The sequence below is a fragment of the Mycobacterium sp. NTMscope_Eco_3 genome (genome assembly GCF_976985685.1).
Genome location: NZ_CDRJYZ010000001.1, coordinates 770,005 through 795,042, shown reverse-complemented (window position 1 = coordinate 795,042; position 25,038 = coordinate 770,005). Strand labels below are relative to the sequence as shown.

Genomic DNA, 25,038 nt, shown 5'->3' with positions numbered 1-25,038 from the left:
GCGGGGGGCGATATGCAGCGTCAATCGTCGTGCTCGCCCAGGTAAATCTCGATCATCTCGCCCAGGGCCTTGCCCACCGCCACGTCGTCGGTGAGCGGCCCCGCGATGGCCGCGCGGGCCGCCTCCCTCATGCTCAGCCCCTCGGCCACCAGCTTGCCCGCCGCGATCAGCACGCGCGTCGACGCGACTTCACGCAATCCGCCCGTCTCGAGCCGGCGAATCGCCTGACCGAAACGGACCAACTCGGCCGCGGTGGCAGCGCCCACGCCGGCCTCGTGCGCGACGATTCCCTCTTCGACATCGACTGCGGGGAAGTCGAATTCGATCGCGACCATGCGCTGACGTGTCGAATCCTTGAGATCCTTGAGCACGCTCTGATACCCGGGGTTGTACGACACCACCAGGCCGAATCCGGGGGCCGCGTCCAGCGTGACGCCGAGTCGCTCGATGGGCAGCTGGCGCCGGTGGTCGGCGAGCGGATGCAGGACCACGGTGGTGTCCTGGCGGGCTTCGACCACTTCGTCGAGGTAGCAGATCGCGCCCTCGCGCACGGCCCGGGTCAGCGGGCCGTCCACCCAGACGGTCTCGTCACCGCGCAGCAGATACCGCCCGACCAGGTCGGCGGTGGTCAGGTCGTCATGGCAGGCGACGGTGATCAGCGGCCGGCCCAGGTCGTAGGCCATCGCCTCGACGAATCGGGTCTTCCCACAGCCCGTCGGGCCCTTGAGGACCAGCGACAGGCCCTGGCGGTACGCCGCCTTGAAGACGGACTCTTCGCCGCCGACCGCCTGGTAATAGGGCCGCACTCCCTTTGCGTCCGCGTCGGACGGACCGCGGTTGAAGTACGCAAGCCCGGACTCGTTGGCCATAGCTTCCCTTCAGATCGTCCGGCGATTTGGAGCCTATCCGGAACAGATGTTTGTTTTCAAGTGCCGCGACGAGCGGGTCCGGCGAGTTGGTTCGCCAACTGTGTTCTGGGACTTGACATCAGCGACGGCCTGCGGCGAACCTCCGCCGAGCGCAGCGCCGACCGAAACAACGGTCCGATGACACCGCCCAGCTGATCGGGGCGCGCGATCGTCGCGTGCGCGGTACTGCCGAACACCCTGCGCAGCGATTGCACATCGGTTCCCGCGCCGATGGTCAGGCACACACAGCCGGTGCCCCGCCGACGGGCCTCGGTCAGCGCGCGGCGCGCGTCCGCGGCACCGTAGGCCCGCTCGTATCCGTGGTCATAGGCGAGGCCGTCGGAGAGCACCACCAACAGCCGCCGGGACGTTCCGCCGCGCGCCTCCAAGACCGCCGAACCGTGGCGGATCGCCGCGCCCAGCCGCGAGTACGCGCCGGGTTCCAGGCTGTTGAGCCGCCGGATGACCTGGGCGTTCAAATGGTCGTCGAACCGCTTCACGGGCACCATGCTCACCGCGCGCCGACCCTGCGAGTAGTACGCGTAAAGCGCGACGCGGTCACCCAGGTCGTGCAGGGCCACCGTGAGGTGGGCGACCGCGGCGCGCTGTTGTTGGTGCACCGTCCGCCCGACCGTTCCCGGCTCGGCCGCCGACCCCGACACGTCGAGCAGGAGCAGCACCGACAGGTCGCGTCGGCGCCGCAGGCTGTCGAGGTACACCGCCTCGTCGGGCACCGACCCGGCCCGCACTTCGACCCGGGCTTCGACGGCCGCGTCGATGTCGATGTCGTCGCCCTGCGACTGCCGGTGCCGGCGATGCAGACCCATGCCGAGCCGCGAAAGTGGACGGCGCACACCGAGGGCGTCGTCGATGGCCTGTGTCGCGGCGGCCTTGATCTCCGGTTCGATCTCGCGCACGGTGCACCATGCCGGTCGGTAATTCCTATGTGCCACATCCCATTCCGGATACCGCACACCGTCCGCGGCGGGGTCCTCATCGTGCCCCTCGTCGCCGGGGGCCGGCGCCAGCGACGCCACGGCGTAGGCGCCGCGCCGGGTGGAACTGATGCGATGAGTGGGGCCGTCCGCGCCGGGCGGCCCGCCGCCGCTCCCGGTCCTGCGCGCCGAGGACAGCATCTTTTTCAGCCATTTGCCGATGAAGCCGCCCCCGCCCACGGGGCTGGTGAACAAGTCCGGGTCATCGGAATCGTCGACCTCACCATCGTCGAGCTCCTCGAGTTCCCGCTTCTGGCTGCTCGAATTTCGCGGAACATGTTGGGGTTCGGCCTGATTCTGCTGCGCGGAAACCCGGGAGGCCGCCGCCGCCACCTTTGCCGCACGGATCACGCCGAATTCCGGTCGCGGGTCCTCGATGGCCCCCCGCGCGGCGGCGATGCGCAACGACGCTGCGGGTGAGTCGCTGCGACCGGCGACGGCGCGATCACCGACCGGCGACAGGATGCCCGGCAGCAGGTCGGCGTTGCTCACCAGTGCGCGATGACCCTCGACCGCCAGATAGCGTCTGGCCAGCCGCGGGTGGCGCACCAAGGCGCGCACCACGGCGGGATCCAGACTGCCGGCCGCGATCATCGAGGCTTGTACCGCGACCGACGCGAGCCGCCCGCGGTCTGGCGCGGCGGGGTCGATGTAGATCGTCTGGCCGTCCGTCCACGCGGATTCACCCGGCCGCAGCTCGGCGACGGCCACCGCCCGGCCCGCCAGTGCCGAGGCCAGCATCCCGAGCCCCTGCACCCGGTCACCGCGCGCGTCGTCTGCCACACCCGACCTCCGAACCGTCGTTGACCAAATATCTGTTCCACCGTAAAGTCCGCCATGAGTGCAGTCAATCGGCTTTTCCGTCACAAGAGGCGGCGTCACCGCGGGTGTACACGAGTTAGTCAGGAACACATCATGATTGACTTCACCGCCAGGCGGCGGTGGTCACCGGTGCCGGCCACGGCATCCCGCGTGGCAGCCGACATCATTGACCAAGCATGGGCCCAACCGTAAAGTCCGGGAAAGTGGACTTCTCATACCCGGCGGAAGTGGAACAGTTCCGCACCGAGCTGCGTGAGTGGCTTTCAGAAAACCTGACCGACGAGCTGGTGGCCGCCCGCCGGCCCACTAGGCGCGACGACGCCGCGTTCGAGAAGCTGCGGGTGTGGAACGCGACGATGGCCGACGCGGGATGGGCCGCGGTGTCGTGGCCGCCTGAGTACGGCGGCCGCGGCGCGACGGTGCTCGAGCAATTGGTCTACACCGAGGAAACCACCCGCGCCCGAGCCCCGGTGCCGCTCAACGTCATTGGGTTGAACAACATCGCGCCGGCCATCATGCAATACGGCACCGAGTCCCAGAAGCGCACCCTGCTCCCGCGCATGATGCGCGCCGACGACATCTGGTGCCAGGGCATGTCGGAACCGGAGGCGGGCTCCGACCTCGCGGCGCTGCGCACCCGCGCCGTGCGTGACGGAGACGACTTCATCGTCAACGGCCAAAAGATCTGGACGTCGCTGGGACATCGGGCCGACTGGTGTCAGCTCTACGTGCGCACCGATCCCGACGCTCCCAAGCACAAGGGGATCTCCTGCCTGATCGTCGACATGACCCTGCCCGGCATCGAGGCACGCCCGCTGGTCACCCTCAACGGCGACGCCGACTTCGCCGAGGTGTTCTTTCACGACGTGCGGGTGCCGGCAGACGCGTTGCTCGGGCCACTCAATGCGGGCTGGCAGGTGGCCACCACCACGCTCAGCCACGAGCGCGCCGGGGCCGCCCGGTTGTACGCCGAGATGCAGGTGCGGCTCGAAGAGCTGGTGGACGATCTCGCCACCGCCGACACCGGCGCGCTGGACGACCCGGTCACGCTGCGGCGCCTCGGCGAAATCGCGGTCCGCATCAAGTATCTCGAAGTCCTGTGTCAGCGCTCGATCTCGGCCACGATGCACGGCGGCGACGCATTGGGGTCGGCAAGCCTCGCCAAGACCGTGTGGGGCGAGATCGGGCAGGACCTGGCCGCCCTGGCGTTCGACGTGCTGGGTAACCGCGACACCGGCGCGTCGTGGGCGGACTACCGCCTGACGTCGCGCGCGCTGACCATCGCGGGCGGCACCAGCCAGATCAACAAGAACATCACCGCCCAACGGGTACTGGGATTGCCGCGCAAATGAATCTCGAACTCACCGACGAACAAGTGGCGCTGCGCGACACCACCCGGCGCTTCCTCGCCGAAAAGGCGCCCATCTCCGGTCACGTGCGCCCGCTGCTCGACGACCCGACCGGGACCGACGCATCGGTCTGGCGCGGTCTCGCCGGTCTCGGCATCACCGGTCTGCTGGTGCCGGAGGACTGCGGCGGCGCCGGCATGACGATGGTCGAGGCCGGCATCGTCGCCGAAGAGCTGGGTGCCGCGCTGCATCCGGGACCGTGGTTGTCGACCGCGGTGGCCGGCCCACGGGCGCTGAACCTGTTGGGCGCCAACGACACCGCCGCGAAACTGTTGCGCGGTATCGCGGACGGCACCACGATCGCCGCCGTCAGCTTCCTGAACCTCGGCAACGCGTCCGCCGTCACCGCCGGCCGGCGCGATGACGGCATGGTGCTCCATGGCGAGGTCACCGGCGTACCGGGCGCCGCCGCCGCAGACGTCCTGCTCGCATTCGCCGACGATGCCGGCGACGCCGGGCTTTTCGCGGTGCGGAACGGCTCGCCGGGGGTTTCGGTCGCGGCCGAACCCGGCATCGACCCGACCCGCAAGCACTTTCGCGTCGCATTCGACGCGGCCCCCGCCCGGCGCCTGGGCCCCGCGTCCGCGCAACAGATCGCCGCGGTGATCGACGACGTGCTGATCGCGGCCGCCGCCGATGCGCTCGGCGCCGCACGCGCCGTCATGGACCTCGCCATCGAATACGCAAAGACCCGAACGCAATTCGGTCAGCCGATCGGCTCGTTCCAGGCGGTCCAGCATCTGTGCGTCGACATGTATGAAACCGTCGAGCTGGCCCGCAGCGGGGTGATCCACGCCCTGTGGGCCAGCGACGCGTTCCCCAGCACCGACGGGCAATCCGGCGAGCGACACCTTGCCGCGCTGCGGGCCAAGGCGTTCGCCGGGCGGCTGGCCGCCGTGGCCGACACCGCCATCCAGGTGTTCGGCGGGATCGGCTACACCTGGGAGCACGACGCTCACCTCTATCTCAAGCGCTTGCTGGGCTGGAGCGCATTTCTCGACGCGCCCGATCGCTACCTCACCGAAATCGGTGCGCACCTTGCGAAGAGAGGCCGTCACTGATGGAGATCGAGTACCTGCTCACCGCGACCCCGTCGGCGCGCAAGTCGCTCGACCTGGACGCGCCCGTCAACCTCGACGACATCCGCGAGTGCCTGCGGATCGGCCTGCAGGCCGCGAACGGGTCGAACGCCCAGTCGTGGCGCTGGCTGGTGATCACCGATCCGGTGTTGCGCGCCAAGATCGCCGAGCTGTATCGCGACGCCTATCTACGGCGGGTCGGTGGGCAGCTGATTGCCGATCTCATGCCGGCGGGAACACCCGAGAGCCGGGTCATGTCGTCCACGGAGTGGCTGGTAGAGAATATGGCAGCAATACCGATGCTGGTAATCCCTTGCTATCAGCCCTACTTGCCGCGCATCGACGGCGACGAATCGTTCCACCTGGCAACGCTGTACGGTTCGATCTTCCCGCCGGTGTGGAACTTTCAGCTGGCCCTGCACACCCGCGGATACGGGACCTGCATCACGACCCTGCACCTGCACCACGAGGAAGAAGTCCGAAAGTTGCTCGGAATTCCGCAAACCTACGTTCAGGGTTGCCTGCTGCCGGTGGGCCGCCTCCGCGCCGGCCGCACCTTCCAGCCGGCCCCACGACGGCCGATCGAGGAAGTGGTTGCGTGCGATCGCTGGGATGGCCCGGCCCTCTAGAATGGGGCTTTCACCGCTTTGTGCAGCGCATTCACCGTGCCCGGTCTGATAGCCTCTAACAAAGATTTGGTTCGGCACGAGAGGACGAATGCGCATGTTCGCCACCCCGCAGTCGTCCCGGCTCGCGCACCGCTGATCATGGCGAAAGCCGAGTCGTTGCGGCCCAGCGGCACAACCGATTCCCCGACGCGCCGCTCCGAGATCCTCGCGACGGCGGCGTCACTGATCGCGTCCTCGGGGTTGCGGACCTCGCTACAGGAAATCGCCGATGCCGCAGGCATTCTCCCCGGCAGCCTGTATCACCATTTCGAGTCCAAAGAGGCAATCCTCGTCGAGCTGATCCGGCGCTATCAAGACGATCTGGACCGGATCGGGCGGTCCGCCCAGGCGAAATTGGACGAGCCAGACTCCCGTCCGGTCGCCGAACAGATCATCGAGCTCGGCTCGGCGATCGCCAATTGCGCCGTCGAACACCGCGCCGCCTTGCAGATGTCCTTCTACGAGGGGCCGAGCACGGATCCGGAGCTGATCAAGCTGACGCAGCAGCGGCCCGTGGCGATTCAGGAGGCGATGCTGCAAACGCTGCGCGCCGGCCGGTGGAGCGGCTATATCAAACCCGACATCGACCTGCCGACACTGGCCGACCGCATCTGCCAGACCATGCTGCAGGTCGGTCTTGACGTCATGCGCCACAAGTCTCCCGGAGACCAGGTGGCCCGGCTGCTCTGCCGAATCATCCTGCAGGGGTTGGCAACTCGTCCGCCGTCCGACGCGGCGCTGGACCGCTCGAAGGCCTTCGCCGCCGCCGACGACGTCATCGCCACCTGGTCCGACGATAGCGACGCCGACCCCAGCGACAAGGCGGCACACGTCCGCGCGGTGGCGCGGACGGAATTCGGCCGCCGAGGTTATGAGGTCACCACGATCAGGGACATCGCCTCCGCGGCCGGGCTCGGCACCGGAACCGTGTACCGGGTGATCGGATCCAAGGACGAACTGCTCGCATCGATCATGGAATCCTTCGGCAAGAAGGTCGAGGCGGGCTGGGTCAGCGTCCTGCGCTCGGATGCCACCCCCGTCGAAAAGCTGGACGCGCTGAGCTGGGTCAACGTCAACGCGCTGGACCGCTTCTCCGACGAGTTCAGGATCCAACTCGCCTGGATGCGCCAATCGCCCCCTGACACGCCCAACCCGGGCTGGCTGTACGCCACGCGGCTGCGGCAAATGAAAACGCTTCTTTCCGAGGGGATCCGGTCCGGGGAAATAGGCGTGGACGCACCGTCCACCGCGATGTTGTCCCGCTGTGTCGTCGGCCTGCAGTGGATACCGGAGAACATCCTGCGGGACGTCGGCAAACGCGCGGGACTGGTGCACGCGCGTGACACCGTGCTGCGCGGCGTCGCGGTCCGCGGCAAGTAAATCTCAATCAACCCGCCCCGGTATTGAACCAAATAACTGTTACCCATACAGTTGAGCGGTTAGAACCGCGTTGGCATTATCGGAGAAGGGGATTTCCATGACCATTGTCGATCGGTTGCGCTACGACGGCAAGCGCGCTCTTGTTGTCGGTGGCGCGACTGGCATGGGCGCCGCCGCGGCCAAGTCAGCGGCCGAACTCGGCGCCGAAGTGATCGTGATGGACTACGCGCCCGTGGACTACAAGGTCGCCCAGTCCATCCAGGTGGACCTGCGCGACCCCGCGTCCATCGATTCCGCTCTCGAGCAGCTCGACGGCCCCATCCACGCGGTGTTCTCCGCTGCCGGCGTCGCCGACGGAACGATCGACCTGATGAAGATCAACTTCATCGGCCACCGCCACCTGATCGACCGCCTGCTGGAAAAGGACCAACTGCCCAACGGTTCGGCAATCTGCTTCATCTCCTCGGTGGCCGGCATGGGCTGGGAGAACGACCTGGACCTGATGCTGGAATTCCTGGCCACGCCGGACTTCGCGGCGGCCGAGGCATGGTGCCAGGCGCACGAGGCCGAAGGGATCAACCACTACGGCACCAGCAAGAAGGTGATCAACACCTACGTGGCGACCCAGGGCTACCCGCTGGCGAAGAAGGGCATCCGCATCAACGCGATCTGCCCCGGCCCCACCGACACCCCGCTGGCCCAGGCCAACGCCGACCTGTGGCTGTCCTTCGCCCAGGACTACCGCGACGAGACCGGCTCCAAGGTGCACACGCCCGAGCAGATGGGCGACGTGATGGCCTTCCTCAACAGCGAGGCGGCCTGCGGCGTCAGTGGGATCACCCTGCTGGTGGACTCGGGCCACACCATGGCCTCGATGACCGGCGCCTACGCGCCGGGCAAGCCGATCATCGACATCATCATGGGCAAGGTGAAGCTCTAACTTCTCGCCCGCGAGACTGTAACCGCCTACCGCTCTACCCGACGTTCGCGTTGGTAGTTGCAGTCTCGCGGAAAGTAGCGTGGGGGCATGGCTCGCATCGCCCTCATCGGCGGCCACGGCAAGGTCGCCCTGCAACTGGCCCGCCTCCTGACCGAACGCGGCGACGAGGTGAGCTCGGTCTTCCGCAACCCGGACCACGCCGACGACGTCGCCGCCACCGGCGCCAAACCGGTGACCGCAGACATCGAGCAGCTCGACACCGACGCGCTGGCCGGCTTGCTGGCCGGGCATGACGCGGTCGTGTTCTCCGCCGGGGCCGGTGGCGGCGACCCGGCACGGACCTATGCCGTCGACCGCGACGCGGCCATCCGGGTCATCGATGCCGCCGCCCAGGCGGGCGTCACGCGATTCGTGATGGTGTCCTACTTCGGTGCCGGCCCGGATCATGGTGTGCCGCAAGACGACCCGTTCTTCGCCTACGCGGAGGCCAAGGCGGCCGCGGATGCCCATCTGCGCTCCAGCGATTTGGACTGGACGGTGCTGGGCCCGGGCCGGCTGACGCTCGAGCCGGCGACCGGGCGCATCGCGGTCGATCAGGCCAAAGGGTCGGTGTCCCGCGCCGACGTCGCGCAGGTCGCCGCCGCCGCACTGGCGGATGACTCCACGATCGGCCGCACCATCGAGTTCAACAACGGTGACGTCCCGATCGCCCAGGCACTGGCTCGCTGACCCCTCGACCAGCGGAGTAGGCTGCGCTACGCAGCTGGTCTGCCATCGCCGCACAACGCGGCGTCGGCATCGAGCGAGACATGTTAGACATGCTTCGCAAGAGGGAACCCGGTGAGAGTCCGGGACTGTCCCGCAGCGGTATGCAGGAACGACCGCCGTCACGAGCACTGGTCTTGAAAAGACTGGGAAGCGACGGCCATTAGGAGCACCACCACGGTGCGCGCCTGCGAGTCCGAAGACCTGCCAGCTGTGCCGGACGCGCCGCGTCCGGCGGGCTCATCGCCTCGTGGAATGGGCGTTTGACCGCAACCGTTGAGGGTGGTGCACACCCGAGATGGTTCGGCCTCGCGTCCGCCGGCGGTGACCAGACCGTTGATAAAAGGACGAAAAACGTGACCACTCAACCATTCACCGCCACGGTTACCGGCTCGCCGCGCATCGGCCCGAAACGCGAACTCAAGCGCGCCACCGAGGGCTACTGGGCCGGCCGCACCAGCAGATCGGAACTGGAATCCGTCGCCGCGACACTGCGCCGCGACACCTGGGCGAGCCTCGCGGCGGCCGGCCTGGACTCGGTGCCGGTGAACACCTTCTCCTACTACGACCAGATGCTGGACACCGCGGTGATGCTCGACGCGCTGCCGGCCCGCGCCACGCAGGTCTCCGACGACCTCGACCGCTACTTCGCCGCCGCGCGCGGCAACTCAGACGTCGCGCCGCTGGAAATGACCAAGTGGTTCGACACCAATTACCACTACATCGTCCCCGAGATCGCACCCACCACGAAGTTCGCGCTGAATCCGGACAAGGTGCTCTCGGAGCTGAAAGAGGCGCTGGCACAGGGCATTCCCGCGCGGCCCGTCGTCATCGGACCGGTAACCTTCCTGCTGCTCAGCAAGGGGGTCGACGGCGCCGGCGCACCCATCGAACGACTCGAGGAACTGGTGCCCATCTATTCCGAGCTGTTGTCGCTGCTCGCCGACAACGGTGCGCAGTGGGTGCAGCTCGACGAGCCGGCGCTGGTGACCGACACCTCCCCCGACGCGCCCGCGTTGGCCGAGGCCGTCTACAACAAGCTGGGCGCGGTGAGCAACCGGCCGTCGATCTACGTGGCCACCTATTTCGGCGACCCCGGCGCGGCGTTGGCAGGTCTGGCACGCACGCCCGTCGAGGCGATCGGCGTCGACCTGGTCTACGGTCCCGACACGGCGATCGCCGCCGTCCCCGAACTGGCGGACAAAATTCTGGTGGCCGGCGTCGTCGACGGACGCAACATCTGGCGCACCGACTTGCAGGCCGCGCTGGGCAAGCTGGCGAGCCTGCTGGGTTCGGCTGCCGCAGTTGCCGTTTCGACGTCCTGCTCGACGCTGCACGTGCCGTATTCGCTGGAGCCGGAGACCGGGCTGGACGAGGCGCTGCGCAGCTGGCTGGCCTTCGGGCAGGAGAAGGTCGCCGAGGTGGTGGCGCTCGCCCGCGCGCTGCGTGAGGGGCGCGAGGTGGTCGCCGACGAGATCGCGGCGTCCAACGCCGCGGTCGCGTCCCGCAAGAGCGACCCGCGCCTGCACAACGACGCCATCCGTGCCCGCATCGACTCGATCGTGGCCTCCGGCGCACACCGGGGTGACGCGGCCGGGCGCCGGGCCAGCCAGGACGAGCGGCTGCAGCTGCCGCCGCTGCCGACGACGACGATCGGGTCGTTTCCGCAGACCGTTCAGATCCGCAAGGCCCGCGCCGCGCTGGTCGCCGGTGAGATCGACGCGGCCGAGTACGAAAAACGGATGAAGCGCGAGATCGCCGACGTCATCAAGCTGCAGGAGAACCTCGGGCTCGACGTGCTGGTACACGGCGAGCCGGAGCGCAACGACATGGTGCAGTACTTCGCCGAGCAACTGGAGGGCTTCTTCGCCACCAAGAACGGCTGGGTGCAGTCCTACGGCAGCCGCTGCGTGCGCCCTCCGATCCTCTATGGCGACGTGATCCGCCAGCGCCCGATGACGGTGGAGTGGGCCAAGTACGCGCAGTCGCTGACCGACAAGCCGGTCAAGGGCATGCTGACCGGCCCGGTCACGATCCTGGCGTGGTCGTTCGTGCGCGACGACCAGCCGCTGGCCGATACCGCCAACCAGGTGGCGCTCGCCATTCGCGACGAGACCGTGGACCTGCAGGCCGCCGGTATCGCGGTCATCCAGGTCGACGAGCCCGCGCTGCGTGAGCTGCTGCCGCTGCGCCGCGCCGACCAGGACAACTACTTGCGTTGGGCCGTAGGGGCTTTCCGGCTGGCCACGTCGGGTGTCGCGGACTCAACGCAGATCCACACCCACCTGTGCTACTCGGAATTCGGCGATGTGATCGGCGCGATCGCCGATCTGGATGCCGACGTGACGTCGATCGAGGCGGCACGCTCACACATGGAGGTGCTCGACGACCTGAACGCGATCGGCTTCTCCAACAGTGTGGGACCGGGCGTCTATGACATCCACTCGCCTCGGGTGCCGAGCACCGAGGAGATGGCCGAGTCGCTGCGCGCGGCGCTGCGGGCCGTTCCGGCCGAACGGCTCTGGGTCAACCCGGACTGTGGATTGAAGACCCGCAACTCCGACGAGGTGAGCGCGTCGCTGAAGAACATGGTCGCCGCCGCGCACGAAGTCCGCGCGGGGGCTTAGGTTTTCGCGAGCGTAACCCCACTGCGATTTTCGAGCGATTATTTCGCAGTGAGGTTACGCTCGCGGACCTACGCCGGCTTCGACACCACCTCGACCGGAACGTCGTCGGCCCAGGGCTGCCGCGTGACCATGTCGGCGACCCGGACGATGCCGCGCTCGAACTCACCGGTCGCCGCGTCGACCAACCGATACGTCTGCGTCTGCTTGTGAATCGGCTGCGCGTCAAGCAAAACGACGCGGACCTCGCCCGGCTCGAAGTGACAGCGCTCCTGCAGCGCGGTGATCAGTTGCTCGTTGTGCATGTGGCCGTCGCCGAAGTTCCAGCCGATCGCGGTGCTGCAGATCCGCTCGCCGTCGGTGAGGACGTAGTCGTCCTCGTTCTGGCCCGCCATGGCGCGGTGCGCCAGCGTGAACAACGCCCGGCCGTGAGTGTTGAAGCCGCGGAACGCATATCCCATGTAGAGCGGGATCTGCGCGGCCTCCGGGCTGCCGTAGAACCGCTCCAGCTGGGCCTGCGGCATGCTGGCGATCGCCACGATGCCCCTGCCGATCTTCTCGTTGGCGGACGGCTTGATGCACCACAGGGTGGTGTCCCAATTGCCGGCGTAGTAACGCATCCCGGGCAGAAACGAGATCTTGCGTGGAAACATGTTGCCCAGCAAGACGATTCCCGCGATCACGACAAACAGGATCGCGACCACCACCGGGTGCCTCAGGTCGGCGAGCCCGATGTGGGTGTGCGCGACGAACAACGACAACACCCCGAAGATCATGAAGACGTTCCACTCCAGCGGCACGCCCATGGGGATCGAGACGAGGATGCCGAGGTGGAAGCACACCATGACGACGGCGGCGACCGTGACGGGCCACCCGCCGTGACAAAAGAACAGCGGTAGCGGCACCAGCATCTCGATGGCGGTGCTCAGGTGCGCCAGCCACCGCGACAGCCGCCCCGGCCGCAGGTCATCCGGGAACTTCTCGAAGAAGCGCCGTTTCAGCCAGCGAGGCCGCACCAGCGGGTTGTTGGACATCATCGTGGAGATGACGAACGGAAAGTGTTTGTTGAGTTTGGATGTGGCCGCGCCCATCCAGATCACCAGGAACACCACTTTGGACCCGACGATCATGTCGGGGGCGGCGAACAGGAACGTCACCGCCATGGTCGCGTACACCTCACCACGCGCGGCCAGGAAGATCACCTTGTCGCGCAGACCGAGCACCGCGAGCAGCAGCAGGATCAGCACGATCTTCCAGGTGGGCAGCAGCCCGATGGTCGTGCCCAGTTCGGGGATGGGCCCGGTGCCGTCGGCGAACAGCGCCGCGAGGGTCACCAGTAGGAACAGCGCATACAGGGCGACGTCGATCGGTTTGCGCTTGGTGCCCTTGGTCAGTGGCACGCGGTCCGGCCAGGGTGGCAGCCGGATGGTGCCGAAGCGCATCCAGTACAGGACCGAGCCCATCGGCGGGAAGAACCGGTTGTTCAGCGGCCCGAAGCCACAGCCCAAACCGATCACCTCGAACAGCATCGTGTAGAGCACGACCTTCTCGAACACGATCGGCTCCGACCACCACGACGCGACCTGCGTGAACCCGCCGAGACCTCGGGTGGCCGAGGCGAACAGCCACGCGCCCAGGATGTAGAGCAGGATTTTGACGACGTAGAACAGGTGCAGTGCGACCGGCGTGCCGAAGCCGACCTCGGCCCAGTGCTTGGCCATCGGGCGGATCTTGTCGCTGCGGCTGCCCTTGTTCCATTCGGCCATGTCGAGCTGCGGTAGCTCGGGCTTCAGAAATCCCATGGTTCCACAGACTAGAACGTGTTCTAGGCGGGTGGCACGCGTTAGGGCGGAAACTGGGCCGGCAAGTTTCTCACTGGGCCAGCGGGTATTTCACCGCGTGCGTTGTCCGGCTTGGGCCGCCGTGGACGATGAGGGCGCGGACCTGATTCTCGGCGGTACTGCCTGCGACGAACAACATTTCGTCGCCGGCCTCGAGCACGTCGTCGGGCTGCGGCAGGATGACGCTGCCGCCGCGCAGCACGGTGATCAATGCGGCGTTCTCCGGCAGCGGCAGGTCACAAATCCGCTGGCCGACGAGCGGGTTGTCCACCGGCAGTGTCAGTTTCGACAGGTTGACCTGACCATGCGCGAGGCCCATCAGCTGCACGAGGTGGCCGACGTCGATGGCCCCCTCGACCCCGGCGACCATGGCGCGGGGCGTGGAGACCGCCACGTCGACGCCCCAGGCCTCGGTGAACAGCCACTCGTTTCTCAAGTCGTTGACCCGGGCCACCACTCTGGCAACCCCGAACTCGGCCTTGGCCAGCAGCGCCGCCGCGAGGTTCACCTTGTCGTCGCCGGTGGCCGCGATGACCACATCACACAGCTGCAACCCGGACTCTTGCAGCGACGCCAGCTCACACGCGTCGGCAAGTAACCACTCCGCCTCGGGCACCGTGTGCGGCACGTAATGGTCGACGTTGCGCTCGATCAGCAACACCCGGTGTCCGGCCTCGAGTAGCTCACGTGCGACCGAGCGACCGACCGCACCCGCGCCGGCGATCCCGATGCGCACTATCCACTCTCCTGACGGCTGGTCGGCGTGTAACCCAGCTAGTCATTAGTGTTACTAGTGATTCACTTGCACACAACCCGACTTCGCTGGCTTGTGCCGCGACCGAACGGCGATAAACAACATGACCTTGCAGCAGCTGTACGTGACGCTGCTGGTCGGGGGCCTCGTGCTGCTGGCCAGCATCGTCGCCACCCGGGCGGCCGCCAAAGTGGGGCTGCCCAGCCTGCTGCTGTTCCTCGCGGTCGGCGTCGCGCTCGGCGACGACGGGCTGGGGCTGGAATTCAACGACGTCCAACTCGCCAGCGATCTCGGCACGACGGCGCTGGCCGTGATCCTGGTCGAGGGCGGGCTGACGACGCGGTTCGCCGACATCCGCAAACTGCTGGCGCCCGCGGGTGTGCTGGCGACCGTCGGAGTGGGCATCAGCATGGTGGTCACGGCCGCGGGCGCGCACCTGCTGCTCGGCATCAACTGGCAGCTCTCCCTGTTGCTCGGGGCCATCGTGTCGCCGACCGATGCCGCCGCGGTGTTCTCCGTCCTGCGCGTCCTGCCGTTGCCCAGGCGCGTCGCCGGCCTCCTCGAGGCCGAGTCCGGATTCAACGACGCGCCCGCCGCCATTCTCGTGCTCATGTTCAGCACGACACCGCTGACACTCGCCCCGGGAACCGCCGCCACCGGCGTGGTGTACGAGCTGGTCGTCGGCGTCGCGGTCGGCTTGTTCAGCGGGGTGCTCGGCGCGTTCGCGATGCGCCGTGCGGCGCTACCGGCCTCCGGGCTCTATCCGCTGGCGACCTTTGCGCTGGGCATGGTGGCGTTCGCCGCGGCCGCCAGCGCTCACGCCAGCGGCTTCATCGCCGCGTATCTGTCCGCGGTGATATTGGCGAACTCCGGGCTGCCCCATCGCTCGGCCACCCGGTCTTTCGCCGAAGGGCTCGGCTGGCTCGCCCAGATCGGCCTGTTCGTCCTGCTCGGGCTGTTGGTGAGCCCGAGTCAATTGGGCCCCGAACTGATACCGGCGATCGTCATCGGCGCGGTGTTGCTGTTGCTCGGCCGGCCGCTCTCGGTCTTGATCTCGCTGGCCCCGTTTCGGGTGCCGTTGCGCGAGCAGGTGTTCCTCTCCTGGGCCGGCCTGCGCGGCGCGGTCCCCATCGTGCTGGCAACGTTCCCCATCGTCGAAGGCGTCGCGGACAGCTACCGGCTGCTCAACATCGTGTTCATCTTGGTCGTGGTCTTCACCCTGATCCAGGGCCCCGGGTTGAGCCTGCTGGCCCACAAGATCGGGCTGATCTCCGGTGAAGCCACTCGCGAGATCCAGGTGGAGGCGGCGCCGCTGGACGTGTTGGAGGCCGAACTGTTGACGATGACCGTGTCGCCACCGTCGCGGCTGCACAACGTCTCGGTGCTCGAGTTGCGGCTACCGGACCCCGCCGTCATCACCCTGATCATCCGCAAGGGCCGCACGTTCGTTCCCCAGCCCCACACCCGCATCCAGGCCGGCGACGAGCTGCTGATCGTCACGACACCCAAGACGCGGGCGCCCACCGAGCGCAGGCTCCGCGCGGTGAGTCGCCGCGGCAAACTGGCGTACTGGTTCGACGAGTACGGCGAACCGGACTGATCTGCCGCCGCTGCCCGCGGCCTCGGGGAAATCGCGTCAACCCCGCACCGCCGGCACCCGCTCGGTGTAGTTTGCCGCTGGGGTGGACGAGGTTGAGGAGCCAGCCGTGTCTGAGGTCGACTATTGCGTGGTCGGAGCCGGATTCGCGGGCCTGACAGCCGCCTTGCGGCTCCACCAGGCGGGCCGATCGGTGGCCTTGCTGGAGGCGCGCGACAGGGTCGGTGGGCGCACCTTCACCGAGACCCGCCCGGACGGGACGTGGATCGACCGCGGCGGCGCGTGGATCGGCCCGGGCCAGGACCGGATCTACGCGCTGATGAACGAGTTCGGCGTGCCGGAGTACAAGCAGCACAACGACGGCGACGCGATGATGATCGTCGGCGGCAAGAAGCACCGCTACGGCGGCACCATCCCCTGGACGATGAGCCCGTGGGCCGTCACCAACCTCGGCCTCGGCCTGATGTCGTTCGCAAGGATGTGCAAAGCGATCCCCCGCGAAGCCCCTTGGGAGGCAACGCAAGCCGCCTCGTGGGACCGGATCAGCCTCGGCGCGTGGATCGAGAAGAACACGCTGTCCAAGGCGGCCCGGGAAATGCTGAACATGGCCCTGTCCGGCCTGTACACCTCGGCGGGATCCGAGACGTCGTTGCTGTGGGCGTTGCTGCAGACGGGATCCGCCGGCGGCCCGACCTTCGCCATCACGGGCAAGGGCGGCTCCCAGGACGCCCGCCCGGTCGGCGGCATGGGCGCCATCTACCGACAGATCGCCGCCGAACTCGGCGACGCGGTGCACCTGTCGCGGCCGGTCCGACAGATCGCGCAGGACGCCGACGGCGTCACCGTCAGCGCCGAGGGCATGACGGTGCGGGCGCGGCGGGTGATCGTCGCGATCCCGCTGGCGATCGCCACGTCGATCGCCTACGAACCGGCCCTGCCGGTGGACCGGGCCTTCCTGCACCAGCGCATGCCAAGCGGCGCCGTCATCAAGATCTCGGTCGTCTACGACGAGCCCTTCTGGCGTGCCGACGGGCTGTCCGGCCAGACGGCCGCGCCGGAATCGCCGGCCACCCTGACCATCGACGCCTGCACCGACACCGGGAACCCGGGGGTCATGTGCGTCATCAGCGAGGGACCCGCCGCGCGACGGCTGGGCAGGCTCGGCGAGGCGGAACGCAAAGCGCTCGTCATCGGCGAACTCGTCGATCGCTTCGGGAGCAAGGCGAACGACTATCGCGAATTCCACGAGCAGAACTGGACAATGGAGCGGTATTCCGGCGGCGGCATGATCAGCCACGCCCCCACCGGCGTGCTGACCGAATTCGGTTACACCATGCGCGAACCCTGCGGTCGCATCCATTGGGCCGGCACCGAGAGCTCGGCCGTCATGTGCGGGTGGGTCGACGGTGCCATTCGCTCCGGCGAGCGCGCCGCCGCCGAGGTGACCGCGGCGGACACGGCGGCGGTGGCGGCCTCGAACGTCGACTAGTGGGGCGCAGCGCCCGCGCGTCGGCCCAACAACTCGACGTTGGGCGAAAGAGGAGCGAGCTAGCCGACTTGCTTGGCCGGCGGCCGGTAGAAGATGACCAGCTGGCCGATGGCCCCGGCCAGTCCGAGCACCACCGAGATCGCCAGACCGTGCCAGCCGTCCATCCAGTTCTTCCCGAAGACCAGGTGGTCCAGGCTGTACTTCCCGGCGCCCAGCGTGGCCACGACCACCGCGCTGACCGCCAACACCAGGTTGTACTCCCAGCCCTCCTTGACGATGAAAAAGCCGTTGGCGCGGTGCACCGTCCAGGCCGCGACCAGCATCAGCGAGACGAAGCCCGCCGCCGGGATCGGGGTGAGCAACCCCACCGCCAAACCCAGGCCCGCGGCCATTTCCGTGGTCGCCGCCACGGTGGCGTGGAACTTTCCGGGTTTCATGCCGATGCTCTCGAACCACCGCGCGGTGCCCGGGATGCGGCCGCCGCCGAAAAACTTGTTGTAGCCATGCGCGGCCAACGTCACGCCCAACACCAGCCGCAGGATCAGTACTCCGACGTCATGGAACGTGTCATATGAAGTCATAACTGTAAACCTAGATCATGGGGCGGGTGGCAAGACAAGAGCCGCCGAGCAGCTACGGCGCTTTATCCGCTGGTACGTGTGGGAACATAGCGGGCGTTCCGACGTCGGCATCGGTAGCTAAGCCACAAAGGGGGTGCACCACGGCTCGTACCGCACGAGGCGGCGCCCACCAAACCGCGTCAAGCAGGGCCGCGCCTCCCGAGCATTCCGTGGTGTTGCTGGACGGCACATCGAGCCACCCGCGCGAGTTGCTGGGCAACAAGGGCCACGGCATCCAGCTGATGCGCCGCCACCAGCTGCCGGTGCCGCCCGCCTTCTGCATCACCACCGAGGTGGGACTGCGGTATCTCGCCGACCCCGCGGCGACGATGGACGCGATCTGGGACGGCGTGCTCGACCGGATGGGCTGGCTCGAGACGCAGACCTCGCGCACGTTCGGACGGGGACCGCACCCCCTGCTGGTCAGCGTGCGCTCGGGAGCCACCCAGTCCATGCCGGGCATGATGGACACCATCCTGGACCTGGGCATCAACGACGACGTCGAGCAGGCGCTGGCGGCCGCCGGCAACCCGGCGTTCGCCCGCGACACCCGCCGGCGGTTCTGCGCGATGTACCGGCGCATCGTGGGCGGCGGTGACCAACGCGAGGTGCCGGCCGACCCGTACGCGCAGTTGCGCGCCGGCATCGAGGCGGTGTTCGCCTCGTGGAACTCGCCCCGCGCGGTCGCCTACCGCGCCCATTACGGTTTCGGTGATCAGCACGGCACCGCCGTGGTCGTGCAGGCGATGGTGTTCGGCAACCTCGGCCCCAATTCCGGTGCCGGGGCATTCATTTCACGCAACCCGATCACCGGCGACAACGAGCCGTTCGGCGAGTGGCTGCCCGGAGGCCAGGGCGACGACGTGGTGTCGGGATCGGTTGACGTGGAACCGATCACCGCACTGCGTGATGAGCAGCCGGCCGTCTACGACGAGCTGATCGCCGCCGCCGCCACCCTGGAGCGGCTGGACTCCGACGTCCAAGAGATCGAGTTCACCGTCGAAAAGGGCAAACTGTGGTTGCTGCAGACGCGGGCGGCCGAACGGTCGGCGCAGGCGGCGGTGCGCACCGCACTACAGCTGCGCCACGAGGGACTCATCGACGATGCGGAAACACTGCGGCGGGTGACCCCGGCTCACGTCCAGAGGTTGCTGCTTCCCGCGCTTCAGCCCGAAATACGCTTGGCGGCACCGCTTTTGGCCAAGGGCCTACCGGCCTGTCCCGGTGTGGCATCGGGCACGGCGTACACCGACGTGGACGAGGCGCTGCGCGCCGCCGACCGTGGCGAACGGGTGATCCTGGTCCGCGATCACACCCGGCCCGAAGACGTGTCAGGGATGCTGGCCGCGCAGGGCGTTGTCACCGAGGTCGGCGGCGCCGCCAGCCATGCGGCGGTGGTCAGCCGCGAACTGGGCCGGGTGGCGGTGGTGGGCTGCGGTCAGGGCGTGGCGGCCTCGCTGGCGGGCAGACAGATCACCGTCGATGGTGCCGAAGGCGAAGTGCGCGAAGGACTTTTGAGCCTGTCCGCCTGGTCGGAAGACGATTCGCCGGAACTGCGCGAGCTGGCCGACATCGCGCGGCGCGTCAGCCCGCTGCGCGCTCATATCACCGGCGGCCATCCGCACCTGGGCGACAGCTCCGAGGCCGCCGTGCGCGCCGCCATGGACAGCGGACACACCGACGTGGTCTCGGCCACCCCGCTGATCGTCATGCTGACCGCGCTGCGCCTGGCCGCGGGGGCGGCGTCATGACCGAACTGGATGTGCTGCAAGGGGTCCGACTCAAAGGTCGGCTGAGCAGAACCGATCTGGCCGCGACGTTGGGGGTGGATCCCGGTGACCTCAGCCCCCTCCTCGAGGAACTGACCGCGGCGGGTCTGCTGGCCGAGGGTGCGACCGTGCAGATCACCCCCGCCGGCCGCGACAGGTTGGCGGCGCTGCTGGCCGAGGAACGCGACGGCATCGATGCGGGCGCGATGGCCGCCGTGTACGGCGAGTTTCGCGCCGTCAACGCCGACTTCAAACGCCTCGTGACGGATTGGCAGCTCAGAGGCGGCCCGGACGGCGTTCCCAACGCCCACGACGATGCCGAGTATGACGCCGCGGTGCTGGCCCGCCTCGACGACGTGCACGCCCGCGCCGTGCCGATCGTCGAGGCCGCCGCGGCCCAACTGCCGCGGTTGAACGCCTACGCGACGAAACTGGCTGCCGCGCTGGACAAAATCAAGGCCGGGCAGACCGCGTGGCTGACCAGACCGCTGGTCGATTCCTACCACACCGTGTGGTTCGAGTTGCACGAGGAACTCATCGTCGCCGTCGGCCTGACCCGCGAGGAAGCGGCCCGATCCGGCGATGCGCAATAGCTATAGGGCCGCCTCGAGCAGCGCCACGTAGGCGTCGATATCGGGAACGGCCGACGCCGACGCGTGGACGCTGATCGCGATGGTGTCGCCGATGCCGTGTACGCCGTGCGTCAGGCCCATCATCGGCGACAGCGCCGGGTACCCCGCCGTCAGCACCACCGGGGCGCCGCCGAAGCTCAGGTCGGCCGCACCGCGGTAGACGCTGGACAGCACGGTGTTGCCGGCCACCTGCGTGGGACGCTGGTCGAGGTCGAATTGGTTGATGCCCCAACGTAAAAGCGGTGCGGGCACCGCGGCGAAGGCCCGGTCGGCCGCGCGGGTGGCCGGATGCTCGAAACGGCGCCGGCCGTTGGCCAGGTCGGCCGCGATCCGCCGCAGCCGCGCATCCAGGTCCAGCTGCGGGTACAGCCCGACAACCACGTTCCCGAAGTGGTTATTGGCATGCGGCACACCGGGTTTGGCCATCGGGACTTCCGCCCCTAACGACTCGGATCCGGGTCCGAGCAGACGATGCAGCGCGGTGGACACGGCGGCGAGCGCCCCGACGGTGACCGTGGGCCCGCGCAGCTGGGCGCGGGGACGCACCAGCGTGCGCACCGAGCGGGCGCCGTCCGGGCGGGCGTTCGTCGCCAGCAGCGGCCGCGGCCCGGCCCCGGCCGTCAACAGGCCCGCGCGGATATCGCGGACCTGGCGGCGGTGGCCGCGGGCCGCCTGCACGGCCCGCCACGGCAGGAACCCCGCCGATAGCCGTCGCGCCTCGGGCACCGGAACGTCCCGGCCGAGGAGCCAGGCCGCCATCGCCGCACCGCGGCCCCCGTCGGCCAGCGCATGCGCGATCTGCACGACCGCTACCGCACCCGGACCGTCGACGCCCGGGATGCCGACGACCGGCGTGAGCACGTGCAGCCGCCAGGGCATCCGGCGAACGTCCAGCTGGCCGTCGGCAAGCGTGGCCACCGCCGTCAGGCAGCCATCCCAGGTGCGATCGGCGAGTTCCTGGCACACGATCTGCTCCGGCACGGCCCGAGTGGAAACCCACTGCGGATACCTCAGCACGGACCGGTCGTGGACCCGCACAGACAGCCCGGGGCATGCGTCGGCCCGGCCGCGAACCTGTTCGACGGCTCGGCCCAGGTCGGTGGGCGCGCCGTCGAAGGCGTAGAGCAGGAACTCGTCGCTGGGGATTTTCGCCGACATCCAGTAGAACTGCGCGTCGACGGCGGCCATCCGGCGCGCAGTCATGGCGTCAGCCGGGTGAGCCGACGAACGCAAGCACCCGCTCGGCCACCTTCTCGGGCTGTTCGAGCTGCAGGAAATGCCCGGCGTGATCGATGATGGCCACGTCGCTTCCGGGCGGCAGCACTTTCTCCGTCCAATGCGCGAAAGCCGAAGTCATGCAACCGTCGTCGCGGCCGTGCAGATACAGGCTCGGCAGGATGGGCGCCTCGGTCCAGCGCTCGTTCAATTCGGCGTACCGCTGCGGGGGCTTGGTGTTGCGCAGCGTCGCCCGGTACGTTCCCAGCGCCGCGCGCCAACTTTCCGGTGTGCCGATCGCGGCGTCGACGTGTCGCAAATCCTCGTCGGCACCGCGATACCCCGGCGACCATCGCCGCCACAGCAGCGGCAAGATCCAGCGCGCGGAACGCTCTGGCAGCAAAGGCAATTGGAAGTAGAACATGTACCAGCTGCGCAGCAGCTGACGCGGTAGCTGACGGGCCAGCCGGCCCCGCTCGCTCACCTGGCCACGGAATGCGGCCGAGACCGGCACCGACATGATCACGGCTTTGGCGAACGGGCTGTTGGGCATCGCGGCCAGACCGGTGGCCGCCAGCGCACCCCAGTCATGGCCGATCACCACGTCGCGGTCGGTTCCCCCCGCGGCCTCCCGCACCCGCAGGGCGTCGTCCATGATCGCCCCGACGTGATAGCTGCCGTCGTCGGGAATGGACGAGGGCGCGTATCCGCGCATGAACGGCGCGATGACCCGCCAGCCCGCCGCCGCAAGTAGCGGGGCCATCTTGCGCCAGCCGTAGGCCGTGTCGGGAAAGCCGTGCAGGCATACGGCAATCGGGCCGTCGGCGGGTCCCCAGGTCAGCGCCTTGAGATCCCCGGGAGGTCCCGGCACGTCGATCCACCGCGGCTCGGTCATCTCGCGTTGTCCGCCATATCCACTCCTGTTCGGCGCGTCCGCACGGACAAACCTAACCCGTGCGGCTCCGCGACGCACCGACCGGAGCGGGATGTTCTTCAGATGGTGCCTATATCAACCGATTTCGGCAGACGAAGACTCATCGGACGGGATCGCCGGACGCCTCTGCGGCCCGTTCCAGCTCGGCGATGATGATCTTGCGCATGCCATACATCGCTTGGGTGGCCGCCGCCGCCCGGTCCCGATCGGGATCGCCGATCAGTTCGTAGAGCCGGTCGGGGACGATTTGCCAGCTCAGGCCGAAGCGGTCCTTGCGCCAGCCGCACTGGGATTCCTCGCCGCCGTCGGTCAACCGGTCCCAGTAGTAGTCGACCTCGTCCTGGTCCTTGCAGTGGATCGTGAACGACACCGCCTCGCTGAACTGGAAGTGCGGGCCGCCGTTGATCCCGATGAACCGGGCACCGTCGAGCACGAAGCTGCCCGACAGGACGGTGCCGGGCTCCCCCGGCCCGGCCTCGGTGGTCCGGTTGAGCCCCTCGATGTGGGAATTCGGGAACACCTCGGTGTAGAAGCTGGCCGCTTCCTCCAGGTTGTCGTCGAACCATAACGACGGGGTGATCGATGGCATCTGCGTGGCCTCCTGGGATCGCTGGTGGGGGTTTGTCAGACAGACCCCCACGAACACGGAAAGTCATCGCGTCGTCGACCCCCGCAAGAGTGCTTATGTGGCCTATGTAACGTCAGGACGCATGAGTACCGTCAGCAGCAGCCCCGAGACGGTTGAGTTTGCCGGCTACAAGGGCATCACCCTGGTCGCCGACGAATGGAATCGGGGCGCCGACGCCGCCGGCCGGCCGAGCATCCTGATGCTGCACGGCGGCGGGCAGAACCGGTTTTCGTGGAAGAACACCGGTCAGACCCTGGCCGACGAGGGGCTGCACGTGGTGGCCCTGGACTCGCGGGGGCACGGTGACAGCGATCGCTCACCCGATGCCGACTACGAAATCGAGACGTTGACGGGCGACGTCCTGCGGGTCCTGGAGGCGATCGGGCGGCCCGTGACGATCATCGGGGCGAGCATGGGCGGGCTGACCGGCATCCTCGCCGCGCACCGGGCCGGCCCGGCGAAGGTGACCCGCTTGGTGCTCGTCGACGTGGTACCCCGATTCGAGAAGGGCGGCAGCGCCCGCATCCGCGATTTCATGTTCAGCGGCCTCGACGGGTTCGAGTCGCTGGAGCAGGCGGCCGACGCCGTCGCCGCTTACCTGCCCTACCGGAGCAAGCCCCGCAGCCCCGAGGGGCTGAAGAAGAACCTGCGCCTGCGCGACGGCCGCTGGTATTGGCACTGGGACCCGGCGTTCATGACCAAGCCCGGTGACGATCCCGAACTGCGCACCGAGAGCTTCGAGCAGGCCGCCAAGAACCTGAGGATTCCGGTCCTGCTGATCCGCGGCAAGCTGTCCGACGTAGTGAGCCCCGAGGGCGTTCGGCACTTCCTGGCCACCGTGCCGCGCGCGGAGTTCGTCGAGCTGTCCAACGCCGGGCACACCGCCGCGGGCGACGACAACGACGCGTTCAGCGACGCCGTGGTGAAGTTCGTCAAACGCTAGTTCGCCGGCTTCTCCGCGTGCCCGCCGAATTGCTTACGCATCGCCGAGAGCGCCTTGTTGGCGAAGTCATCGAGCGACCGCGAGGCGAAGCGCGACTGCAGCGCGGTGGTCAACACCGGCGAGGGGACTCCCTCGTCGATCGCCGCGATGGAGGTCCAGCGGCCCTCTCCGGAGTCCGAGACGCGCCCGGAGAATTCCTTCAGCTCCGGGGATTCGTGCAGCGCGATCGCGGTCAGGTCCAGTAGCCAGGAGCCGATGACGCTGCCGCGCCGCCACACCTCGGCGACCTCGGGGATGTCGAAGTCGTACTGGTAGAACTCCGGATTCGACAGCGGCGCCGTTTCCGCGTCGCCTTCCTGGATGTGCTTGCCGATGTCGGCATTGCGCAGAATGTTCAGACCCTCGGCGAGCGAGGCCATCATGCCGTACTCGATGCCGTTGTGCACCATCTTCACGAAGTGCCCGGCGCCGGCCGGCCCGCAGTGCAGGTACCCCTGCTCCGACGTCGCGACCTCGCCGTCGCGCCCCGGTGTGCGCGGGGCCGCGTCGACGCCCGGTGCGACGGTGGCGAAGATCGGCTCGGCGCGCGCGAACGCCTCGTCGTCGCCGCCGACCATCAGGCAGTATCCACGTTCGCGGCCCCACACCCCGCCGCTGGTGCCGCAATCCAGGAAATGAATTCCCTTCTCCGACAGCGTTTTTGCGTGAGTGATGTCGTCGCGGTAGTAGGAGTTCCCGCCGTCGATGACGATGTCGCCGGACTCGAGGGTCTTGGCCAGCTCGTCGATCACCCCGGTGGTGATCGTCCCGGCCGGCACCATCACCCACACGACGCGCGGCGCCGGCAGCTTCTCGGCGAGCTCTTGCAGCGAGGACACCCCGGTGGTCTTGTCCTCCCCCGCCATCGCCTCGACCGCGTCGGGGTTGTGATCGTAGACCACGCATTCATGTCCGCCGGTGACCACGCGCCGGACGATGTTGGCGCCCATCCGGCCGAGGCCGATCATCCCAAGCTGCATCGTGTCT

At 68.2% G+C, this 25,038-nt stretch carries 21 protein-coding genes and 1 riboswitch; of the genes, 12 read left to right on the top strand and 9 right to left on the bottom strand.

The features are described from left to right. Positions 1-20: 20 nt before the first annotated feature. A complete protein-coding gene (locus tag AC0KTM_RS03875) occupies positions 21-869 on the bottom strand; it encodes a CbbQ/NirQ/NorQ/GpvN family protein (RefSeq protein WP_238958156.1) in 849 nt (282 codons plus the stop codon). Positions 870-925: 56 nt separating this feature from the next. Next, on the bottom strand, positions 926-2,686 hold the full coding sequence (locus tag AC0KTM_RS03870; protein ID WP_472414999.1) for a nitric oxide reductase activation protein NorD: 1,761 nt from the start codon (positions 2,684-2,686) through the stop codon (positions 926-928). A gap of 215 nt (positions 2,687-2,901) precedes the next feature. Between AC0KTM_RS03870 and AC0KTM_RS03865 the strand changes: the two genes are divergently transcribed. The 7 genes from AC0KTM_RS03865 to metE all read left to right on the top strand — a co-directional run bounded on the left by AC0KTM_RS03865 (position 2,902) and on the right by metE (position 11,593). After that, entirely contained in the window at positions 2,902-4,077 is a 1,176-nt protein-coding gene (locus tag AC0KTM_RS03865) for an acyl-CoA dehydrogenase family protein (RefSeq protein WP_472414997.1), read from the top strand. After that, positions 4,074-5,195, top strand: a complete 1,122-nt coding sequence (locus tag AC0KTM_RS03860; RefSeq protein WP_472414996.1) for an acyl-CoA dehydrogenase family protein — start codon at positions 4,074-4,076, stop codon at positions 5,193-5,195. The genes AC0KTM_RS03865 and AC0KTM_RS03860 overlap by 4 nt, the downstream gene beginning before the upstream one ends. Further along, positions 5,195-5,842 carry a nitroreductase family protein gene (locus tag AC0KTM_RS03855; RefSeq protein WP_225328124.1) on the top strand — a complete coding sequence of 216 codons (648 nt, stop codon included), beginning with the start codon at positions 5,195-5,197 and terminating at the stop codon, positions 5,840-5,842. The genes AC0KTM_RS03860 and AC0KTM_RS03855 overlap by 1 nt, the downstream gene beginning before the upstream one ends. A 138-nt stretch (positions 5,843-5,980) precedes the next feature. After that, positions 5,981-7,261, top strand: a complete 1,281-nt coding sequence (locus tag AC0KTM_RS03850; protein ID WP_225328123.1) for a TetR/AcrR family transcriptional regulator — start codon at positions 5,981-5,983, stop codon at positions 7,259-7,261. A 97-nt stretch (positions 7,262-7,358) separates the two neighbouring features. Then, positions 7,359-8,201: an SDR family oxidoreductase gene (locus AC0KTM_RS03845; protein ID WP_225328122.1), complete on the top strand. Its 843-nt coding sequence runs from the start codon at positions 7,359-7,361 to the stop codon at positions 8,199-8,201. Positions 8,202-8,288: 87 nt separating this feature from the next. Beyond that, complete coding sequence (locus tag AC0KTM_RS03840; RefSeq protein ID WP_225328121.1) at positions 8,289-8,930, top strand: SDR family oxidoreductase; 642 nt, start codon at positions 8,289-8,291, stop codon at positions 8,928-8,930. A gap of 50 nt (positions 8,931-8,980) precedes the next feature. Then, a riboswitch (cobalamin riboswitch) is annotated at positions 8,981-9,192 on the top strand. Positions 9,193-9,322: 130 nt separating this feature from the next. After that, positions 9,323-11,593 (top strand): 5-methyltetrahydropteroyltriglutamate--homocysteine S-methyltransferase, encoded by a 2,271-nt coding sequence (gene metE, locus AC0KTM_RS03835; RefSeq protein ID WP_472414994.1) that lies wholly within the window; start codon positions 9,323-9,325, stop codon positions 11,591-11,593. A gap of 68 nt (positions 11,594-11,661) precedes the next feature. On the opposite strand, the gene AC0KTM_RS03830 is transcribed toward metE, so the two are convergent. Together AC0KTM_RS03830 and AC0KTM_RS03825 are read right to left on the bottom strand one after the other, a co-directional pair. After that, on the bottom strand, positions 11,662-13,392 hold the full coding sequence (locus AC0KTM_RS03830) for a DUF3556 domain-containing protein (protein ID WP_225328119.1): 1,731 nt from the start codon (positions 13,390-13,392) through the stop codon (positions 11,662-11,664). Between the two features lie 70 nt (positions 13,393-13,462). Continuing rightward, positions 13,463-14,167 carry a potassium channel family protein gene (locus tag AC0KTM_RS03825; RefSeq protein ID WP_472414992.1) on the bottom strand — a complete coding sequence of 235 codons (705 nt, stop codon included), beginning with the start codon at positions 14,165-14,167 and terminating at the stop codon, positions 13,463-13,465. A 121-nt stretch (positions 14,168-14,288) separates the two neighbouring features. On the opposite strand from AC0KTM_RS03825, the gene AC0KTM_RS03820 reads away from it, so the two are divergent. Continuing rightward, complete coding sequence (locus AC0KTM_RS03820; protein WP_238958164.1) at positions 14,289-15,785, top strand: potassium/proton antiporter; 1,497 nt, start codon at positions 14,289-14,291, stop codon at positions 15,783-15,785. 106 nt (positions 15,786-15,891) lie between these two features. Beyond that, entirely contained in the window at positions 15,892-17,271 is a 1,380-nt protein-coding gene (locus tag AC0KTM_RS03815) for a flavin monoamine oxidase family protein (RefSeq protein WP_472414990.1), read from the top strand. A 59-nt stretch (positions 17,272-17,330) separates the two neighbouring features. Here AC0KTM_RS03815 and AC0KTM_RS03810 read toward each other — a convergent pair whose 3' ends face one another. Beyond that, positions 17,331-17,852 (bottom strand): DoxX family protein, encoded by a 522-nt coding sequence (locus tag AC0KTM_RS03810; protein WP_225328115.1) that lies wholly within the window; start codon positions 17,850-17,852, stop codon positions 17,331-17,333. A 209-nt stretch (positions 17,853-18,061) separates the two neighbouring features. Between AC0KTM_RS03810 and AC0KTM_RS03805 the strand changes: the two genes are divergently transcribed. Together AC0KTM_RS03805 and AC0KTM_RS03800 are read left to right on the top strand one after the other, a co-directional pair. Then, positions 18,062-19,642, top strand: a complete 1,581-nt coding sequence (locus AC0KTM_RS03805; RefSeq protein ID WP_225328114.1) for a pyruvate, phosphate dikinase — start codon at positions 18,062-18,064, stop codon at positions 19,640-19,642. Then, positions 19,639-20,253, top strand: a complete 615-nt coding sequence (locus AC0KTM_RS03800; protein ID WP_238958166.1) for a MarR family transcriptional regulator — start codon at positions 19,639-19,641, stop codon at positions 20,251-20,253. Before AC0KTM_RS03805 ends, AC0KTM_RS03800 begins: the two co-directional genes overlap by 4 nt. Here the strand turns inward: AC0KTM_RS03800 and AC0KTM_RS03795 are convergent, their stop codons facing one another. The 3 genes from AC0KTM_RS03795 to AC0KTM_RS03785 all read right to left on the bottom strand — a co-directional run bounded on the left by AC0KTM_RS03795 (position 20,254) and on the right by AC0KTM_RS03785 (position 23,030). Next, complete coding sequence (locus AC0KTM_RS03795) at positions 20,254-21,495, bottom strand: WS/DGAT domain-containing protein (RefSeq protein WP_238958167.1); 1,242 nt, start codon at positions 21,493-21,495, stop codon at positions 20,254-20,256. A 4-nt stretch (positions 21,496-21,499) separates the two neighbouring features. Continuing rightward, on the bottom strand, positions 21,500-22,402 hold the full coding sequence (locus AC0KTM_RS03790; protein ID WP_238958168.1) for an alpha/beta fold hydrolase: 903 nt from the start codon (positions 22,400-22,402) through the stop codon (positions 21,500-21,502). A gap of 139 nt (positions 22,403-22,541) precedes the next feature. Further along, entirely contained in the window at positions 22,542-23,030 is a 489-nt protein-coding gene (locus AC0KTM_RS03785) for a VOC family protein (RefSeq protein ID WP_472414988.1), read from the bottom strand. 121 nt (positions 23,031-23,151) lie between these two features. Between AC0KTM_RS03785 and AC0KTM_RS03780 the strand changes: the two genes are divergently transcribed. Further along, a complete protein-coding gene (locus tag AC0KTM_RS03780; protein ID WP_225328109.1) occupies positions 23,152-24,012 on the top strand; it encodes an alpha/beta fold hydrolase in 861 nt (286 codons plus the stop codon). Here the strand turns inward: AC0KTM_RS03780 and gnd are convergent. Beyond that, on the bottom strand, positions 24,009-25,031 hold the full coding sequence (gene gnd, locus AC0KTM_RS03775) for a phosphogluconate dehydrogenase (NAD(+)-dependent, decarboxylating) (protein ID WP_472414986.1): 1,023 nt from the start codon (positions 25,029-25,031) through the stop codon (positions 24,009-24,011). The genes AC0KTM_RS03780 and gnd overlap by 4 nt on opposite strands. Positions 25,032-25,038: the final 7 nt, after the last annotated feature.

Bases quoted from the DNA above. Each gene is read 5' to 3' on its own strand.
- AC0KTM_RS03865 (WP_472414997.1), top strand. From the start codon at position 2,902: ATGGGCCCAACCGTAAAGTCCGGGAAAGTGGACTTCTCATACCCGGCG.
- AC0KTM_RS03800 (WP_238958166.1), top strand. From the start codon at position 19,639: ATGACCGAACTGGATGTGCTGCAAGGGGTCCGACTCAAAGGTCGGCTG.
- AC0KTM_RS03810 (WP_225328115.1), bottom strand. From the start codon at position 17,852: ATGACTTCATATGACACGTTCCATGACGTCGGAGTACTGATCCTGCGG.
- AC0KTM_RS03875 (WP_238958156.1), bottom strand. From the start codon at position 869: ATGGCCAACGAGTCCGGGCTTGCGTACTTCAACCGCGGTCCGTCCGAC.
- gnd (WP_472414986.1), bottom strand. From the start codon at position 25,031: ATGCAGCTTGGGATGATCGGCCTCGGCCGGATGGGCGCCAACATCGTC.
- AC0KTM_RS03860 (WP_472414996.1), top strand. From the start codon at position 4,074: ATGAATCTCGAACTCACCGACGAACAAGTGGCGCTGCGCGACACCACC.
- AC0KTM_RS03830 (WP_225328119.1), bottom strand. From the start codon at position 13,392: ATGGGATTTCTGAAGCCCGAGCTACCGCAGCTCGACATGGCCGAATGG.
- AC0KTM_RS03840 (WP_225328121.1), top strand. From the start codon at position 8,289: ATGGCTCGCATCGCCCTCATCGGCGGCCACGGCAAGGTCGCCCTGCAA.
- AC0KTM_RS03785 (WP_472414988.1), bottom strand. From the start codon at position 23,030: ATGCCATCGATCACCCCGTCGTTATGGTTCGACGACAACCTGGAGGAA.
- AC0KTM_RS03855 (WP_225328124.1), top strand. From the start codon at position 5,195: ATGGAGATCGAGTACCTGCTCACCGCGACCCCGTCGGCGCGCAAGTCG.
- AC0KTM_RS03780 (WP_225328109.1), top strand. From the start codon at position 23,152: ATGAGTACCGTCAGCAGCAGCCCCGAGACGGTTGAGTTTGCCGGCTAC.
- AC0KTM_RS03845 (WP_225328122.1), top strand. From the start codon at position 7,359: ATGACCATTGTCGATCGGTTGCGCTACGACGGCAAGCGCGCTCTTGTT.
- AC0KTM_RS03850 (WP_225328123.1), top strand. From the start codon at position 5,981: ATGGCGAAAGCCGAGTCGTTGCGGCCCAGCGGCACAACCGATTCCCCG.
- AC0KTM_RS03820 (WP_238958164.1), top strand. From the start codon at position 14,289: ATGACCTTGCAGCAGCTGTACGTGACGCTGCTGGTCGGGGGCCTCGTG.
- AC0KTM_RS03795 (WP_238958167.1), bottom strand. From the start codon at position 21,495: ATGACTGCGCGCCGGATGGCCGCCGTCGACGCGCAGTTCTACTGGATG.
- AC0KTM_RS03790 (WP_238958168.1), bottom strand. From the start codon at position 22,402: ATGACCGAGCCGCGGTGGATCGACGTGCCGGGACCTCCCGGGGATCTC.